16 protein-coding genes are annotated in these 17351 nt (G+C 35.0%); all 16 read right to left on the reverse strand.

Annotated features, from left to right (window positions below; genetic code table 11):
- Window position 1 precedes the first annotated feature (1 nt).
- The 16 genes from folK to ACM6UH_RS12505 all read right to left on the reverse strand — a co-directional run bounded on the left by folK (window position 2) and on the right by ACM6UH_RS12505 (window position 17305).
- Complete coding sequence (folK, locus tag ACM6UH_RS12430) at window positions 2-481, reverse strand: 2-amino-4-hydroxy-6-hydroxymethyldihydropteridine diphosphokinase (RefSeq protein ID WP_047503277.1); 480 nt, start codon at window positions 479-481, stop codon at window positions 2-4.
- Complete coding sequence (folB, locus tag ACM6UH_RS12435; protein WP_011303861.1) at window positions 478-846, reverse strand: dihydroneopterin aldolase; 369 nt, start codon at window positions 844-846, stop codon at window positions 478-480. The genes folK and folB overlap by 4 nt, the downstream gene beginning before the upstream one ends.
- The gene (folP, locus tag ACM6UH_RS12440) at window positions 824-1627 is read right to left on the reverse strand and encodes a dihydropteroate synthase (protein WP_011303862.1); all 804 of its coding nucleotides are present in this window, start codon (window positions 1625-1627) and stop codon (window positions 824-826) included. Before folP ends, folB begins: the two co-directional genes overlap by 23 nt.
- A gap of 221 nt (window positions 1628-1848) precedes the next feature.
- Window positions 1849-2781 (reverse strand): cysteine synthase A, encoded by a 933-nt coding sequence (gene cysK / locus ACM6UH_RS12445; protein ID WP_002484190.1) that lies wholly within the window; start codon window positions 2779-2781, stop codon window positions 1849-1851.
- A 155-nt stretch (window positions 2782-2936) separates the two neighbouring features.
- Window positions 2937-3818 carry an Hsp33 family molecular chaperone HslO gene (gene hslO, locus ACM6UH_RS12450; RefSeq protein ID WP_002484191.1) on the reverse strand — a complete coding sequence of 294 codons (882 nt, stop codon included), beginning with the start codon at window positions 3816-3818 and terminating at the stop codon, window positions 2937-2939.
- Between the two features lie 206 nt (window positions 3819-4024).
- Window positions 4025-6115, reverse strand: a complete 2091-nt coding sequence (gene ftsH, locus ACM6UH_RS12455; protein ID WP_048787473.1) for an ATP-dependent zinc metalloprotease FtsH — start codon at window positions 6113-6115, stop codon at window positions 4025-4027.
- A 294-nt stretch (window positions 6116-6409) separates the two neighbouring features.
- On the reverse strand, window positions 6410-6949 hold the full coding sequence (gene hpt / locus ACM6UH_RS12460) for a hypoxanthine phosphoribosyltransferase (protein WP_011303864.1): 540 nt from the start codon (window positions 6947-6949) through the stop codon (window positions 6410-6412).
- 4 nt (window positions 6950-6953) lie between these two features.
- Window positions 6954-8249 carry a tRNA lysidine(34) synthetase TilS gene (gene tilS / locus ACM6UH_RS12465; protein WP_011303865.1) on the reverse strand — a complete coding sequence of 432 codons (1296 nt, stop codon included), beginning with the start codon at window positions 8247-8249 and terminating at the stop codon, window positions 6954-6956.
- Window positions 8250-8450: 201 nt separating this feature from the next.
- Window positions 8451-8849, reverse strand: a complete 399-nt coding sequence (locus ACM6UH_RS12470) for a S1 domain-containing RNA-binding protein (RefSeq protein WP_002484195.1) — start codon at window positions 8847-8849, stop codon at window positions 8451-8453.
- Window positions 8850-8949: 100 nt separating this feature from the next.
- Entirely contained in the window at window positions 8950-9348 is a 399-nt protein-coding gene (locus tag ACM6UH_RS12475; protein ID WP_011303866.1) for an FtsB family cell division protein, read from the reverse strand.
- An 18-nt stretch (window positions 9349-9366) separates the two neighbouring features.
- Window positions 9367-9630 carry an RNA-binding S4 domain-containing protein gene (locus tag ACM6UH_RS12480; protein WP_002484197.1) on the reverse strand — a complete coding sequence of 88 codons (264 nt, stop codon included), beginning with the start codon at window positions 9628-9630 and terminating at the stop codon, window positions 9367-9369.
- Window positions 9627-10823, reverse strand: coding sequence for a MazG nucleotide pyrophosphohydrolase domain-containing protein (locus ACM6UH_RS12485; protein ID WP_011303867.1), 1197 nt, complete (start codon window positions 10821-10823; stop codon window positions 9627-9629). Before ACM6UH_RS12485 ends, ACM6UH_RS12480 begins: the two co-directional genes overlap by 4 nt.
- A complete protein-coding gene (locus ACM6UH_RS12490; protein WP_061050382.1) occupies window positions 10823-12376 on the reverse strand; it encodes a polysaccharide biosynthesis protein in 1554 nt (517 codons plus the stop codon). Before ACM6UH_RS12490 ends, ACM6UH_RS12485 begins: the two co-directional genes overlap by 1 nt.
- A complete protein-coding gene (gene mfd, locus ACM6UH_RS12495; RefSeq protein ID WP_048787470.1) occupies window positions 12366-15878 on the reverse strand; it encodes a transcription-repair coupling factor in 3513 nt (1170 codons plus the stop codon). Before mfd ends, ACM6UH_RS12490 begins: the two co-directional genes overlap by 11 nt.
- Entirely contained in the window at window positions 15875-16447 is a 573-nt protein-coding gene (gene pth / locus ACM6UH_RS12500; RefSeq protein WP_002484201.1) for an aminoacyl-tRNA hydrolase, read from the reverse strand. Before pth ends, mfd begins: the two co-directional genes overlap by 4 nt.
- 192 nt (window positions 16448-16639) lie before the next feature.
- Window positions 16640-17305, reverse strand: a complete 666-nt coding sequence (locus tag ACM6UH_RS12505; RefSeq protein WP_048787469.1) for a 50S ribosomal protein L25/general stress protein Ctc — start codon at window positions 17303-17305, stop codon at window positions 16640-16642.
- Between the last annotated feature and the right edge of the window lie 46 nt (window positions 17306-17351).

Consider the following 17351-nt stretch of genomic DNA (forward strand, 5'->3'; position numbering starts at 1 on the left):
ATTAAAATTCATATTTTTTAACTGACTCATCTGGTATCACTAAATGCCCTATTTCCTTATTTGAATTAGGTTCAATGACATTCGTTGCAATGTCATTCAATGGAATAAGTACAAACGAACGTTCCAACATACGTGGATGTGGCACTATTAACTCAGATTCATTAATAATTTGATCTCCATATAATAAGATATCAACATCTAAGGTTCTTGGCCCCCAACGTATATCTCTCACTCGATGTAGTTGTTGCTCAGTATCCAAACAGGCTTTCAATAATTCGTTAGGCTCCAATGTGGTTTGAACTTCAATACATTGATTCAAAAATTGCGGTTGATCTACATAACCTACTGGGTCCGTCTCATAAATCGGTGACTTCTGTGTAACTGTAATGCCCTCTTTATCATTTAAAATCGATATGGCCGCTTCAAGCTGAGTCAACCGCTCCCCAACATTACTTCCTAAACCTAAATATGCGTATGTCATGCGCGACTCTCCCTCACTATTTCTACACCTACACCATCATAATGACCTGGTATGGGTGGATTCTCTTTAGTGATTCTGACTTTCGTTTCCACTACACGATTATAGTGTGAATTTATACGTTTTGCAATACGTTCCGCTAGATGCTCCAATAAATTTACCGGCTCACCTTCCATAATTGCTTTAACATCTTCAAATACTTCACCATAGTGTACCGTATCCTTAACATCATCTGACTGACCTGCTGTGCTCAAATCCACATTCATCGTAATATCAACGATAAATATTTGGCCAATTTCATTTTCAGCTGGTAGCGCACCATGATAACTATAAAATCTCATACCATTAAGAAATATTGTGTCGCTCATTATCATTCTCCTTTAAATAATCCATGCTTTGTCCTAAACGAACATTCAGCGCGACATTATGAACTCTAACCGCTTTTACGCCTTCCATTATACCATAGGCTGTAGTAGCAGCTGTTGCTTCATCTCGTTCAACAGGTGTGGTCTCTTGCTCAATCATTTCTTTAATAAATCTTTTTCTACTTGTTGCCAATAGTACTGGGTAACCTGTAGCTACAAGTTCGTCTAATCGTGCCATGACTTCTTTTTCTTCTTCTCTAGTTTTTGCAAACCCAATACCTGGATCGAGCCAAACTTTATGTTGAGGAATGCCAGCCATTTCAGCTTTATTTGCTTGTTTAAGCAAGTACACTAACATTTCATCAACAACTGGTTCTGATCTTTGACCATCGCCATTGTGCATTAACACAATTTCTCCCTCGTATTTTGCAACAATATCAAATATACGTGCATCATTTAGTCCAGCCCATTGATCATTTATCATCGTTGCACCTAATTTCATCGCTGCTTCTGCTACTTCACTTCTATATGTATCGATTGATAGTTGAACGTCTAAGTGACTCAATGCCTTCACTACCGGTAATACACGGTCCAATTCCTCTTCTACAGTAATTTCTTCGAATCCTGGTCTTGTAGATATACCACCAACATCTATAATATCCACACCCTCTTCTACCATTTCCTCTGCCCTTTTCACTGCACGATCGACTGTATTATATTTACCGCCGTCTGAAAATGAATCCGGTGTAACGTTTAATATGCCCATAATTTTTGTATGTGTCATAATCATTTTGCTTCCTTTCACTTATAAAATGATTTTATCTTTAAGTTGTTATCTTATTTCTATAATAACGTTATTTGCTATATTTTTCAGTAATCAGCGCTTAATCCATACATATACCAACCTAAAATTTAACATTATCCTTGAACATATTAAAAGGCACTGCAAAACAAAAAGCCGGTGCACATTTATATGTGCCCGGCTCAATTTCACATTATATTGGATTAGTCATCAAATGCGAATAAAGGAGTAGAAAGGTAACGTTCACCATTACTTGGTAATACAGTCACTACTGTTTTACCTTTTCCTAATTGTTTCGCTTTTTCAATAGCCGCATAAATAGCAGCACCTGAAGAAATACCACATAAGATACCTTCTTCTTTAGCAACTTTACGCGCCATGTCCATTGCAGTTTCATTACCTACTTGAACTACTTCGTCATAGATATTTTCATCTAAAGTGTCTGGAATAAATCCTGCACCTAAACCTTGTAGTTTATGTGGACCAGGTTCGCCACCACTTAATACAGGTGAATCTTCTGGTTCAATCGCAACTAAGTTAATGTCTGGGTAGTTTTCTTTCAATACTTTACCAGCACCACTTAATGTACCACCAGTACCAACACCAGCTAAGAACGAATCAATTGTTTTACCTTCAAATTGCTGAACTAATTCTGGACCTGTTGTTAATTCGTGAACACGAGGATTAGCAGGGTTCTCAAATTGTTGAGGTTCATAATAACCATGTTCTTCTTTTAATTCTTTTGCTTTTTTAATCGCGCCTTTCATAGCTTCTGAACCAGGCGTTAATACTAATTCTGCGCCATATGCTTTTAATAAATTACGACGCTCTTGACTCATTGTTTCAGGCATAGTGAAAACGGCTTTATAACCTTTAGCAGCACAAACAAATGCTAAACCAATACCAGTGTTACCACTTGTTGGTTCAACAATCGTATCACCTGGTTTGATTTTGCCTGCTTTTTCAGCTTCTTCAATCATCGCTAATGCAATACGATCTTTTACAGAACCACCTGGATTTTGATATTCAAGTTTAACATATACGTCTGCAATGTCTTCGTCTACTACCTTATTTAATTTAACTACTGGTGTGTTACCAATTACCTCTACAATGTTATCTACTGGTTTATTTGTCATAAGTATTGCTCCTTTTCGTTAAAAAGTTTAAAACCTACTTTTTCAATCGGATATACATTCTATTTTATCAGATTTTTCTGTAAATACAACTGCAAAAACTTATTCTTCCAACTTTAACCTAACATACTTATCTGTCTAGTTTCATTCTAGCGGGTTTATTTAATATTATCTAATAATTGCTGTAACTCTTCTTCAGAAAATTGATATTTATTTCTGCAGAAATGACATTCCGCCTCAGCACCATGATCCTCATTTATCATATTTTGAATTTCAGCTTCTCCCAAACCTTTAATCGCATTTAAAAATTTGTCATGTCCACAATTACATTCAAAGTGTGCTGGAACATTTTCTAATATTTGTACATTTTCTTCACCTAATATTTCAAAAAGTAATTCTTCAGGTGTTAAACCCTGATCAATGAGTTTAGAAACAGGTGTCATATGATTAATCGCATCTTCTAGTTTATTAATCGTTTCGTCTTCTGCGCCTGGCATAACTTGTATTAAAAATCCTCCAGAAGCTTTAATTGAATTATCTGGATTAACCAATACACCCAATCCTACTGATGAAGGAACTTGTTCACTTTTTGCAAAATAGTATGTGAAATCATCGCCGAGTTCACCTGAAACAAGTGGACTAGAACCAGAAAAATAATCTTTCAATCCTACATCTTTAACAACTGTTAATGAACCATTCGTTCCTACTGCACGGCTAACATCTAACTTGCCATGATCATTTAAAGGAAAATGGGTTTGTGGGTTTGTGACATAACCTCGTACATTTCCTTTAGCGTCTGCATCAGCAATAACTTTGCCAATTGGTCCTTGGCCATCTACTGTAACTGTTAACTTCTGATTTCCTTTTAGCATTGCGCCCATCATTAATGTCGCAGTCATTGTGCGCCCAAGTGCTGCAGAAGCAGTCGGCCAAGTATAATGTCTTGTTTGTGCTTCTTGCACACTCTCAGTTGTCAAGGCACTGTAAGCACGAATCTGTCCTCCAAAAGCTAAAGCTTTAACTATATAATCATTTGTCATTTTTAAAATTTCTCCTTTAATATTAACTGTGTTTATTATAAAACATTTCATTTTCATGTCTATTTTGGGTTACTTTTTAATAACGCAATTTATTTTAAGCTTTCGCACCAAAAATTGCGAAACATCTGTTTGCAATTATATGAACCATAAAAAAAACTTTTTTCTACTATTCGTATCATAGCAGAAAAAAGTTTAAAATTCAGTCTTTAGTTTCGACGACCAGGGTCGTTTGAATTACCTGGTCTGTCAATGTCAGGTGCTTGTTCATGGCCAGTTGGCCCTGAATTTTCACCGTCTTTTTCATTGTCACCAGATTCTTCATCTTCATGATCGTCTTTTTGATCATCGTCACTACGATTTAATTGTTCTTTACGCACATCTTCATATGATTTACCGTATTTACCATCTTCGAAGTCATTTTTGTCTTCTTCTACGACTTTAGCTCCGTCATAGTCAACTTCTGGCAACACACCATCATGGAATAATGATTGTATTTGTTCAGCAACTAATGTTTCTTCTGTTAGTAATGATTCAGCAATTAAGATTAATTGTGATTTATGTTCTAACAGAATGTCTTTACAACGCTCATATTGTTCTTTAATAATGCGTTGTACTTCTTTATCAATTTCATAAGCAATTTGTCCAGAGTATTCAGGATCACCTTGCATATCTTTACCTAAGAACACTTGACCATTGCTACTGCTTGAGAATTGAATAGGTCCAAGTTTCTTACTCATACCGTATTCTGTAACCATTTGACGCGCAATTTGCGTTGCACGTTCAAAGTCATTAGAAGCACCCGTAGAAACTTCATTAAAGTTGATATCTTCTGAAACACGTCCACCAAGTAAGCCACAAATTTTATCTAGCAACTCTGGTTCGGTCATTAAGAAGCGATCTTGTTTAGGTAACATCATTGCATAACCGCCCGCTTGTCCACGTGGAACAATCGTTACTTTATGAACAACTTCGGCTTCATCAAGCACCATACCAATAATTGTATGACCAGCTTCATGGTGGGCAACAATATTACGTTCTTTTTCTGAAATAACACGAGATTTTTTAGCTGGACCTGCAATAACACGGTCAGTAGCTTCTTCTATATCACGCATATCGATTTTTTTCTTACCTTCACGAACAGCAACTAAAGATGCTTCGTTAAGTAAGTTTTCTAAATCTGCACCAGAGAAGCCTGGTGTTCTTTGAGAAACTGCTTTTAAGTCTACTGTTTCATCAAGTGGCTTGTTCTTAGCGTGAACATGTAAAATCGCTTCACGTCCTTTAACATCTGGACGACCCACTTGAATTTGTCTATCAAAACGACCCGGACGTAATAATGCTGGGTCTAAAATATCAGGGCGGTTCGTAGCGGCAATCATAATGATACCTTCATTTTCGCCAAATCCGTCCATTTCAACTAGTAATTGGTTAAGCGTTTGTTCACGTTCATCGTGTCCGCCACCAACACCAGCGCCACGCTGACGACCCACTGCATCAATTTCATCGATGAAAATAATACATGGTGCATTTTTCTTAGCATTTTCAAATAAATCACGCACACGACTTGCACCGACACCAACAAACATCTCAACGAAGTCAGAACCACTAATTGAGAAGAATGGTGTGCCTGCTTCACCAGCAACCGCACGTGCAAGTAAAGTCTTACCTGTACCTGGAGGTCCTACTAATAAAACACCTTTTGGAATTCTTGATCCCATTTGTTTAAATTGTTTATTGTCTTTTAAGAAATCGACAATTTCAATCAATTCTTGTTTCTCTTCATCCGCGCCTGCTACATCAGAGAAGCGAACACGTTTCTTCTGGCTATCGTACATTTTAGCTTTGGACTTACCAAAGTTCATCATACGACCGCCACCGCCGCCGCCACCTTGAGCTTGGCTTAGGAAGAAAATAAATAATAATGCAATAATTAATACAGGAATTAGTGTAGTTAGAATACTTACAAATACACTTTGTTTTTCTTCTTCTTTAACTGTAAATTTCAATCCGTCTTGGTTTTGTGCTTTATCAGTTATTTTTTCTAATTCTTTATCGTTGTTATATAAAATTGTTGAAGAATATTCTTTATCATCTTTGGTTTTACCGCTTACCATATATACATTTTGTTCAGGCTGTATCTCAAGTGATTTTAAATCACCTTTATCTAGCTGTTTCACAAATTGGTTATATGTAAGTTGTTTTGGCATATTACCATTTCCATTTAAAAATGAAAATAAACCAAATATTATAACGCCAATAATTGCGATAACAAGCACATTACGAAAGGCTTTCTGCATGCGTCGTTTCCTCCTACTTCAATAATAAAACTAACAAAAATTGTAACACAATACATGAGTTTACGGCTAGTATTTCAACTTTTGTACTATGTTTACAATTTTCAATGCTCTATTTTAAATTTAAATTGTCCCTAGTGCACATAAGTTACAAAATTCAATATTTTACAATTTAAGTCACGTTCGTTTTATGTATGAAAAATACTTTTTAAAGCGAACACATAGACATACTGATTAATATATTTACGCTTAGACTTACATTATATAATAATTTTCAGTTTCATAAAATTGTATTGCTTACTTTGAATAAATTTCTGGTTTAAGTGTCCCTATATACGGTAAGTTACGATAGTGTTCAGCATAATCTAAACCGTATCCAACCACAAATTCATCCGGAATCTTTTTACCAACGTACTTAGCTTCAATATCAGCTTTACGACGATTTGGTTTATCAAGTAATGTTACAATTTCAAGTGAATTAACACGACGTGACTCCAATAACTCAGTGATTGATTTTAATGTTGTTCCAGTTTCTAAAATATCTTCAATAATTAACACATCTTTATTTTCAATTGACGAACTCAAATCTTTTAAAATTTGAACTTCTCCAGTAGATTCTGTGCCACCGTGATAACTTGAAACATCCATGAAATCAATAGCTAAATGCGTATCAATATATTTTATTAAGTCTGCCATAAACATGACCGAACCTTTTAATATGCCGATACATACAAGTGGTTTCCCATTATAAGCTCGTGTAATCTCTTCACCTAAATCTTTACAAATCTGATGAATATCTTCCTCTGATAATAATATTTCTTTTAAATCATCTCGCATGTTTTCATTCCTCTCCCATATATCGTATAAAAATTGATTGTTCGTATTTATTTTTTAAATATAATGTGCCAACAGCAATAATCTCATTTTGGGCATTAACCATGACTGGTAATTGATTGCGTTCGGATTGAACGATTTTATGATCAATAAGCAACCTACTTATTTTTTTATGTCCTTCCATACCATTCAACTCGAATTTATCTCCATCTCTTCGTGTACGAATAACTAACGGAAAGTCTCCAGCAGGAAAGTCATGTTTAACGTCAATTTGATAATGACTATAGTTGTATATACCAGGGTGAGTAATCTGAATCGGAAAATGTTTCACATCATAATTTGCCATTATTATAAATTTATCATAAGCGATATGAATTATCCATTTATCTGTCGTGTATAATGTGCATTGCGTCAAATTTCCTTCTAATTTTTGAAACCACTCATTATAAGTTTTTTCAGTTATTGAGCGAGTGATTTGAAGTTGTTCAAACAGGTTATCTAACACTGCCATCTTGACACTATGCCTTAAATTTAAAAATTGTGATCTTGCTATCGTATACTTCTGTGTTTTAACACTTTTAAGTATATCCTGTTTTATAAATGCGACGGCTTCGTTATTTATCACTTCAAGTTGTTCATCATGCCACTCTTTTAGTTTGATTAATTGATCTGTAGCAAGTTGTGCATTTTCATTTATTTCAGGCAAAATACGATTACGAATGTCATTTCTCACATAATGATTTTGTGTATTTGTTTCATCTTCATAATAAGGTACACGATGCATAACTTGATAATCACGAATTTCATTTTTTGTTGTCGATAATAATGGTTTACATATCTGATAAGATGCGCGTGTAGTTTGATAAGCCATACCTAAACTACTTCTTGTGGAACGTCCAGTCATTACTCGATAAAAAATAGTTTCTATCTGATCATCTTGATGATGGGCGGTCAGTAAGATATCTGCCTTTAATTCATACATCATCTCATCAAACCATTGGTAACGTGCTACTCTTGCGTCATTTTCAATACTATTCCCTTTTTCAATAACATCTGATAAATCTAAATGCCTAACGTAAAGCTCAACATGATGCGCTTTACAAAATTGTTTGAGAAAATATTCTTCTTCCTTCGCTATCGGCCGGATGTTGTGATTTACATGTAAGCAGGTTAATTTTGCGTATGAATCTTTCAATCTTGTGATTAACTCATGTAATAACACCATGCTATCAACACCTGTAGAAACCGCCAATACAATGTGCTTATCTTTCGTCCAACCCTCAGTATTAACGTTCAGCTTCATCTACCTCCACTCACTCTAAATCTTCCAACAATTAGCCTAATCACTTTGGAATCATCCCATATTACAATAAAAAGAGACTGTTTCCTCAATTAAGAAAACAGTCTTAGATTGTTACGCTCAAACTTAATATTGGAATCATTGATTGTACGTTGTTCTCAATAAATCAGTTAGTTATATATGAAACAGTTGTATTATTTATTATTAGCGTCTAGCGCCTTTGCCGCCGCGTCTTGATTCAGTTTGACGTTTGATGGAAGTTAATTTATCTTCGCTATCTTTTAAGAAGTTTGTTAATTTCTTTTCAAAGTCTTCACCTTTGGGTTGTGGTTGTTTATGACTAGGTTTACTTTGAGGTCTACGCGGACGATCTTTTGCTTTTTTAATAGATAGACTAATTTTACCGTCATCAGCAATAGATAGCACTTTAACTTCAACTTCATCTCCAACAGATAAATGATCTTCTACGTTTTCAACGTAATTATCTGCAACTTCACTTATGTGAACTAAGCCACTTTTTCCTTCTGGAAGTTCGACGAAAGCGCCAAACTTTTTAATACCAGTGACTTTACCTTTAAGCTTGTTTCCTACTTCGATTGACATATTGTAAATAAATCCTCCCGATTTGTTTCGATTTTAACCTTATTATATGCCTGTTTGCATAAATTAACAATGGTATTATGATGCAAAAAAATAATTTTCGCTATTTATCTTCTTTAGAAGATTTTGAACCTGCATCCGATTTATCACTCGGTAACTTAAATATAACTTCTCCATCATTACTTAAATAGTAATCATCTCTCGCTACTTTTTCTATATAGCTCTTATCATTTAAGTTGTTAAGTTGTTCTTTTAATGCTAATTCCTCATCTTGTTGCTTTTGATATTTTTCTTCTTTTTGTTGTCGTTCTACAGCATCGTCATTATTACTTTGCTTTTGAGTGACAAGCATGATACACAAAATAATAATAATCGCGAGCAGTATCCCACCAAACAAAGTGATACGTCTGCGTATCACACGTCTTCTCATTTTTTGCTTTTGTTTCTTTTTATTTTCAGAAGAGGTGAACGTATTTCCGATATTTTCAACTTTTTTACTCAATGCTTGCCACCTCCTCTATTATTCTCCGCCAACTTTTTCTTCTTTAACAATCTCATACATGCCTTTTGCGTTTTCTTTAGTTGCATGTTCACTTAACCCTGTAACATTTATTGTTACAATTTTTTGTCCAAAACGAATGACAAGTTCGTCCGTTACTTTAACATCTGTTCCAGCTTTAGCAACCGAACCATTTACAGTGATACGACCTTGGTCACTAATTTCTTTCGCTAATGTACGACGTTTTACCAGTCTTGATACTTTTAAATATTTATCCAGTCTCATGATTTATCTCCTCCTTGCTCTAAATAATCTTTTAAAGCAGCTTCATCTAGCGACATATTTTTTGTTTTATCATACAACTTCATGAAATGCTCTGCAAACACTTTTTCGAATTTCACGCGTTGGACTTTTCCTTCTTTTGCTTTGGCGTCTGCCCAAATGTGTTTTAAATCTTCTTCAGTTTCTGCATGCGCCTCTCCAAAAATGTGTGGATGTCTGCGTATCATTTTTTCGGATAAACTTTGTACTACTTCATTTATATCAAAATAGCCTTCTTTTTTACCAATACTTGCATGTAATAACACTTGTAATAATATGTCACCAAGTTCTTCAATCATATGCCAATCATCTTCATTATCTATCGCTTCAAACAATTCAAACGTTTCTTCCAGTAAATAACGTTTTAACGTTTGGTGTGTTTGAATTTTATCCCAAGGACATCCAATTTCATCATCTACAAGTCTGTCGATAATTCCTGTCGCATAGTCAAAATCACTCATATATGTGGCATCATTTTCAACACGCTTAATAAATACACTGGTTAAGTTGCTGAAAATGTCTGGATAGTGATCTAATTCGTATAAGGGTGTTTCAATGACATTGGCACCGCTAGCATGCGCACCATCAATAATGAATACAATTTGTTCATCATCGTAACGCGACATCAATGTGACTTTTAAATCTCCAGCAGTCATGGAACTAAACACTTGAGTAATCAGTGTGTGCGTTCGAATATTCAACTGTTCGCTGCTTAAAGAAGTAGCATCAAGTAATGTAAAGCCATCATTAGGGTCAACTTTAACCGCTTCAAAGATATCATCAATGAAACTTTTGCCCCCTAAGACTTTAATTTCAATATCATCTTGTTGCGCATGAGCCTCTAACTTAACAGTGGTTGTCTCAGCAACGCGAGGGTGCCCCGGAACTGTATAGACGATATCTGTGTCTGAATTTCGTGCTTTAGTCATAAGTTGAGATACAATGTCTTCATAAACCTCATTAAACCCACTATTTGATTCATAAACTTCATCAAAACTTTGAAATACGATACCCTCAGAAGTCAATATTTCTATAACTGGATGATCTAACGTACGCGTATAAACGAAGGGGTGCTGCTTCAAAAATTTATATACTCCAAAGGGTAATTCATCAATGCCATAATTACCCAATCCAACAATTATAATTTTTCCAGTCATTATCGTTTCCCTCTTTTCATATGGATGAGTTTATCACCCAATGGTAAATGCTTTAACTCTTTAAAACTTAATAGCTCAGTACGAACAATTGCAATGATGATGACGATAACGCCTACACCTGCAGCAACGACCAATTCAACAATACCTGCGACGCGTCCCTGTGTAGGAAGTAACCACATTGTTAGTTGAACGGCAACGGATAATATCAGCATTGTAAAAATTAACTTTGCGACATATTTTTTCATATTACGGAATTGATAATGTTTCAATACGTGATAATGCAAAATGGCAGCAAATAAGATTAATGATAACACTGTGCTTAAACTACCACCTAACATGAAAAATGGCGGTATCAATACTACATTTAAAATCGCTTTACTCACTACACCAGTAATAAACGCTTGAAATATAGGTCGCACTTGATTCTTCACTTGTAACAATGCAATATCCATCATAATTAAAGATACAAATATAACGGTTAGCATATACACTGCTAAAGTTCCCGTTTGGCTATCATTTTTAAAAAATACATGGTTCATGATAGGTAGTAAATTAATCAAACCGATACCCGCAGCAATGCTAAATAGCATAGTAATTTTAATAGAAGCATTCGCATATCTATTGATAAGTACATGATTCTTAACTTTAATCGCATCTGTCAGCAATGGAATAAGGACAAAACAAAATGTGGTAGTGACGATTAACCCCATTTGAATAAAAGATGCACCACGATCATAAATGCCTTTTTGCGTTGTAGATTCTTGAAAACTCAATCCTGTATTCCGCAAAGCATGGATAACGGTAAAGCTATCCACAACTTGCCATACAATCACAATAAGTTGACTTACAGCAAAAATCACAATGGCTAATGCCAATTGTCGCCATGCAACAACCTTATTATGTTCAATATTTTGCGCTTTAAATGCGGTTAATTTGAAAGGTCGTTTCAACACAAGATATATACTAGATGCTAAAAATCCAAAAGCTGAACCAATAATCGCCAATGTCCCAGCCGCATACAGTGACCATTGTTGTGTCATAAATAGAACAATGGCGATAATGATAATGCCAACACGAACAAACTGTTCTATAACCTGGGAAATTGCAGGTATATTCATATTTTGATGCGCTTGATAGTAGCCTCTATAAATACCCAATATACTAACAAATAAGAAACTAAAACTCGATGCGCTTAACATTGGTGCGAGGTTAGCATCACCCATTAAGGCAGCAATCCATTTTGCACAGATTAACAAAACTAAAAAAAAACTAGTACTGACAATCTGCAATCCGACTAAAATCTTCATATATTGGCGAGGATGACCGTCTGCTCCAAACATTTGAGTAACAGCACTCGGTATGGCATTCATTGTCAAAATAACACCTAAAGCAACAATTGGATAAACTTGTTGATACGCATACAGTCCTTCGTCACCTAAGATATTTTGATAAGGTACTCGATAGATTGCACTTAATATTTTAACTATGATGAGTGCTAATGTAAGCACAACTACTCCGTTAAAAGCAGATGACTTATCCGTTTTAGATTTCATCAGTTATAACCATACTTTCTTCTAAACTTTTCGTTAGGAATTTTAGACTGTCTAACCAGTTACCTGTTTTATTTAACGTTACTTTCATTTTGCCTTCTTGAACTCCGACTTTCATCGTACGACCAAGTGGCTGTGTCTGTTTAAATAATGTTTCACCATTGATATCTGTTGTACCTTTTTCTGACAGGTAGACTTCTACTTGCTTACCAACATCTTTGATTAACGTCACACCTGCGTGTAACGCATGAACTTTAATTTCCATCATTTCTAATAATCTTTCTACTTCTATTGGATAGTCATTGAAGCGATCGATCAATTCATCTTTAACATCCATTAATTGTGTTTCACTTTCAATTTTACGCAATTTTTTATAGATTTCAATTTTAGATTGTTCATTTGGTATATATTCAGCTGGTAAATAAGCATCGATATTAAGTTCTATTTCAATCTCAGGTGCATCTTGTTTTTCTGCTTTTACGCCACGTTTTTCATTAACTGCTTCTTCCAACATTTGAGAATATAAATCGAAACCAACAGAGTCAATGAAACCGTGTTGTTGTTTACCTAATAAATTACCTGCACCACGAATATTTAAATCTCGCATGGCAATTTTAAAACCTGAACCTAGTTCAGTGAATTCTTTTATCGCTTGTAAGCGGTCCTCAGCAGTTTCAGACAACACTTTATTGGTAGGATGTAAGAAATAAGCATAACCTATACGACTTGAACGTCCTACACGTCCTCTTAATTGATACAATTGGCTGAGTCCGAAACGATCAGCGTCTTCAATAATCAGCGTGTTAGCATTTGGTACATCGACGCCCGTTTCTATAATTGTTGTAGTAACAATGATGTCATATTCATGGTTAATAAAGCTGAGCATCGTTTCCTCTAAATCACGTTCATTCATTTGACCATGTGCTACACCGATATTCGCGTCAGGCATAAGCATTTGCAGCTGTTCTCTTTTCTCGTAAATAGATTGCACTTTATTGTATAGGTAAAATACTTGGCCATCTCTTGATAGTTCCCGTTCCAATGCCTCTTTTATAAAATTCGTATTTTGCTCTAAAACATAAGTTTGTACTGGGAAGCGGTTCTCTGGTGGTGTTTCTATAACGGATAAATCTCTCACACCTAGCATACTCATATGCAATGTACGTGGAATAGGTGTCGCTGTTAATGTGAGTACATCTACATTGTTCTTCAGTGATTTAATACGCTCTTTGTGACGTACACCAAAACGTTGTTCCTCATCTACTATAAGCAAGCCTAAATCTTTATACTGAATATCTTTACCTAACAATTTATGTGTTCCTACAACGATATCAACGAATCCTGACTTTAGTCCTTCTTTCGTTTCTTTAACTTCTTTTGTAGTTCTAAATCTACTTATGAGTTGTACTTCTATCGGAAAGTCTTGCATACGCTCTATCAACGTTTCATAGTGTTGTTGTGCAAGTATCGTCGTCGGCACAAGAAATGCTACTTGTTTACCTTCCATAACTGCTTTAAATGCTGCACGTACAGCAACCTCTGTCTTACCGTAACCTACATCACCACATAGTAATCTATCCATAGGACGCTCAATTTCCATATCCTGTTTGATTTCTTCTATTGATTTACTTTGGTCGGGTGTAAGTTCGTATGGAAAATCAATTTCAAAATCATTTTGTTCTGCTGTATCAGGTCCAAATTTATATCCCACAGACATTTCACGTGCTTTATATAGCTCTATCAATTCATCAGCCATATCTTCAACACTTTGTTGTACTTTGGCTTTTGTTTTTTTCCATTCTGTTCCGCCAAGCTTATTCAACTTAGGAGATTTGTCTTCTGACGCAACATATTTTTGCACTTGATCCATCTGATCAACGGGAACAAATAACTGGTCGGTGCCTTTATATTGTAATTTAATATAATCTTTATGCACGCCACCTACTTCAAGTGTTTCAACACCTAAATATCTACCAACACCATGATGGACATGAACGACATAATCGCCAACTTTCAAGTCTTGGTAAGATTTGATTTTTTCAGCGTTCGTTAACGTTTTATGCTGTTTTGGTTTTTTCTTTTGTTTTGATTTAAATAATTCTCTCTCTGTGACAACAACTAATTGCATGTAAGGTAGCTCAAAACCTTCTGACAAACTACCTTCTGTAATAATGGCACTGCCACCTTCATTTCGACGACTTGGTGTATCAATAAAGGTAGGTATATGCATTTCATTTAGCATAGATTGAATGCGTTCTTTTTTCGTTTCCGTTTCTGCAAGTACAACAATCGTGTAATCATTTTGAATAAATCTTTGGAATTCAGAACGCATAATATCATACTGTCCATAAAACTGTTGTACTGGTTTACATGAAAATTTAATGATTTCATTTAATTGAACAGGCATCGTTGCTGTAAACAATGTAAAGTAGGTAACCGCAAACGGTTTTAATAAATTTTCAAAACCTTCATATTGTAGAAAACTTTGATCAATAAAACCTTTTCCACTTTCAATTAAATTTTGCATAAATTCATCTATTTCAGTTACAAGAGTTGTTTCAGTTTCTTTAATTCTATTATATTCATCTACAGCAATAATGGCATCCTCTTTAAAGTAATCCATAATCGTTGCTGGCTGTTCATACATAAATGCTACTAGTCTACGAAGCACTTGATGATCAAACATTTCTGCTTCGAATAATTGAAAACTTTCATAAGTTTCTTTTAATTCATTTCGCACAGACTTTTCAATTTTTGGACGTGTGTCTTCATATGCTTGCTTTAGTTTATGCTTTGTATGTTTAAGCACATCTTCGGTAATGATATAGTCACTAGCAGTTGTGATATCAACATGTTCGATATTGCCTTCAGAACGTTGAGATTCTACATCAAAATCACGTATAGAGTCTACTTCAGTATCGAAAAATTCAATACGTACTGGCTTACCAATTAATGGGTAGATATCTACAATCCCACCACGTAATGAAAATTCTCCTATATGTGACACGACACTTTCTCTACGATATCCCATATTTACAAGCTTATTTAAAAATTCGTCAATGTCGATATCGTCGCCTACATTTAGCGTTAATTGATGCGATTTCCACATATCTACCGGCGTGAGCCATTTTTTCAATCCGTTTAAAGGTACGATAAATAACCCTCTCTCTTCTTGAGCAAGTGCCGTTAATGTTCGCACGCGTTCACTCATAAATTGAGGGCTTTGTGTTGAAAATTCTTCTGTCATAATATCCTGCATCGGATATTTATATATTTCACTATCTTCTACAAATTGCAGTAAGTCACTTTCTAACTTATCTGCTTGATAAAGATTGTTTGTAACAACAAGTAGTTGCTGCTCACTATTCAAATATTTTTCAGCTATAATCGTTGCTTTTGCGGCACCAGATAGTCCGGTTACTAAAACATTTTCTTTACCAAATACTTCGTTTAACTCTTGGTATCGTTTGTCTTCATTTATATATTCTGTAATTATTGATTTCACTTAATCTCACCATTATATTCATTCATTACACGGTCAAATCGATTACTTTCTATATAAGCTTCGATCGCTCGTGCAGAATGTTCTATTACTTTATTCATCGTTTCCATTTCTTGATTTGAAAATTTTTGCAAGACATAGTCTACGATGGCCATGCCATTTGAAGGTCGATCAACGCCGATTCTAATTCGTTTGAACTGGTCTGTTCCTAACATTTGAATAATGGATTTCATGCCATTGTGTCCACCAGCACTACCTTTTTGTCTGAGTCTAATTTCACCCTGAGGTAAATCTAAATCATCATATAAGACAATTAAATCCTCTATATCAATGTCATAGTATTTCATCAAAGGTGCCACTGCCTCACCTGACAAATTCATCATTGTCATAGGTTCTATGAACATTACTTTTTCTCCAGCTAAACGCTCTATTGTGTACGCACCTTTAAATTTTTGTTTATCTAAAGAAAATCTATTTTGCTCTAACATAAAATCTATGACTTCAAAGCCAATATTATGCCTTGTTTGTTCGAAGCGTTTACCTATGTTGCCTAGGCCTACAATACATTTCATTACGTTACCTCCACTCTCTGTATGCTCATTATCTAATATTTATATAAATTATATGCTTTACAAGTTATGTATTTTGTATCATTCACTATAATAACATAAAAAAGCACCCGCTTAACGTATTAAGCATGGTGCTTTTTATAGGATAATATTGCGTTGATACATCAACACATGACATCAACTCAAAGAGAAAGATTATTCTTCTTCTTTTTGGTCTTCGCCACTTTCATCTTCTTTTTCTTCGCCTACAACTTCTGGCTCTTCAGTAGCTGCTTCGCCTTCCATTGCTTCGATTTCTTCTTCAGTAGGTTCTTCAGTTGGAGGAACTACTGTTACGATTGAATCACTAGCTTCGTTTTCAATAGTGAAATCACCAGAAACTTTGATATCTTCAACAGAAAGACTATCATTTATTTCTAATTCACTGATATCAACTTCGATTGATTCAGGGATGTTATCTGGAGTAGCTGTAACTTCAAGGTTGAATAATGGTTGTTCAACAACGCCGCCCTCTTTAGTTCCTACAGCTTCACCAACTAATTGAACTGGTACTTCTACAGTACGTTCTTCAGTCATATTGATTGCTAAGAAGTCAATATGAGTGATTTGGTTTTTAAGTGGGTCGAATTGGTAGTCTGAAACCATTACTTTGATTGTTTTAGAACCTACGCCTAATTCGATTACACCGTTACGTCCAACTTCACGGATAACTTTGATAAATTCTACTTCGTCTACTTTAACTGAAGTATTTTTTGTACCGTAACCATAAACGATTGCTGGTACTTTACCAGTGTTTCTTAGTGTTTTAAGGTCTGAACGCGTTTGTTTACCTTGACGAATAATTGACTTTAATGAAGCCATATTCAGTTTCCACCTTTCATAAATGCTCTATCTAAGAGCTCCTCAT

Source organism: Staphylococcus sp. LKG4-2 (assembly GCF_050955665.1).
In the GTDB taxonomy this organism is placed as follows: domain Bacteria; phylum Bacillota; class Bacilli; order Staphylococcales; family Staphylococcaceae; genus Staphylococcus; species Staphylococcus saprophyticus.

Excerpts from the sequence above, each read along its gene's own strand:
- pth (WP_002484201.1), bottom strand. The coding sequence starts at position 16,447 with ATGAAATGTATTGTAGGCCTAGGCAACATAGGTAAACGCTTCGAACAA.
- hslO (WP_002484191.1), bottom strand. The coding sequence starts at position 3,818 with ATGACAAATGATTATATAGTTAAAGCTTTAGCTTTTGGAGGACAGATT.
- folB (WP_011303861.1), bottom strand. The coding sequence starts at position 846 with ATGAGCGACACAATATTTCTTAATGGTATGAGATTTTATAGTTATCAT.
- ftsH (WP_048787473.1), bottom strand. The coding sequence starts at position 6,115 with ATGCAGAAAGCCTTTCGTAATGTGCTTGTTATCGCAATTATTGGCGTT.
- cysK (WP_002484190.1), bottom strand. The coding sequence starts at position 2,781 with ATGACAAATAAACCAGTAGATAACATTGTAGAGGTAATTGGTAACACA.
- hpt (WP_011303864.1), bottom strand. The coding sequence starts at position 6,949 with ATGCGAGATGATTTAAAAGAAATATTATTATCAGAGGAAGATATTCAT.
- ACM6UH_RS12490 (WP_061050382.1), bottom strand. The coding sequence starts at position 12,376 with ATGAAATCTAAAACGGATAAGTCATCTGCTTTTAACGGAGTAGTTGTG.
- ACM6UH_RS12505 (WP_048787469.1), bottom strand. The coding sequence starts at position 17,305 with ATGGCTTCATTAAAGTCAATTATTCGTCAAGGTAAACAAACGCGTTCA.
- ACM6UH_RS12485 (WP_011303867.1), bottom strand. The coding sequence starts at position 10,823 with ATGACTGGAAAAATTATAATTGTTGGATTGGGTAATTATGGCATTGAT.
- ACM6UH_RS12470 (WP_002484195.1), bottom strand. The coding sequence starts at position 8,849 with ATGTCAATCGAAGTAGGAAACAAGCTTAAAGGTAAAGTCACTGGTATT.
- tilS (WP_011303865.1), bottom strand. The coding sequence starts at position 8,249 with ATGAAGCTGAACGTTAATACTGAGGGTTGGACGAAAGATAAGCACATT.
- folP (WP_011303862.1), bottom strand. The coding sequence starts at position 1,627 with ATGACACATACAAAAATTATGGGCATATTAAACGTTACACCGGATTCA.
- folK (WP_047503277.1), bottom strand. The coding sequence starts at position 481 with ATGACATACGCATATTTAGGTTTAGGAAGTAATGTTGGGGAGCGGTTG.
- ACM6UH_RS12480 (WP_002484197.1), bottom strand. The coding sequence starts at position 9,630 with ATGAGACTGGATAAATATTTAAAAGTATCAAGACTGGTAAAACGTCGT.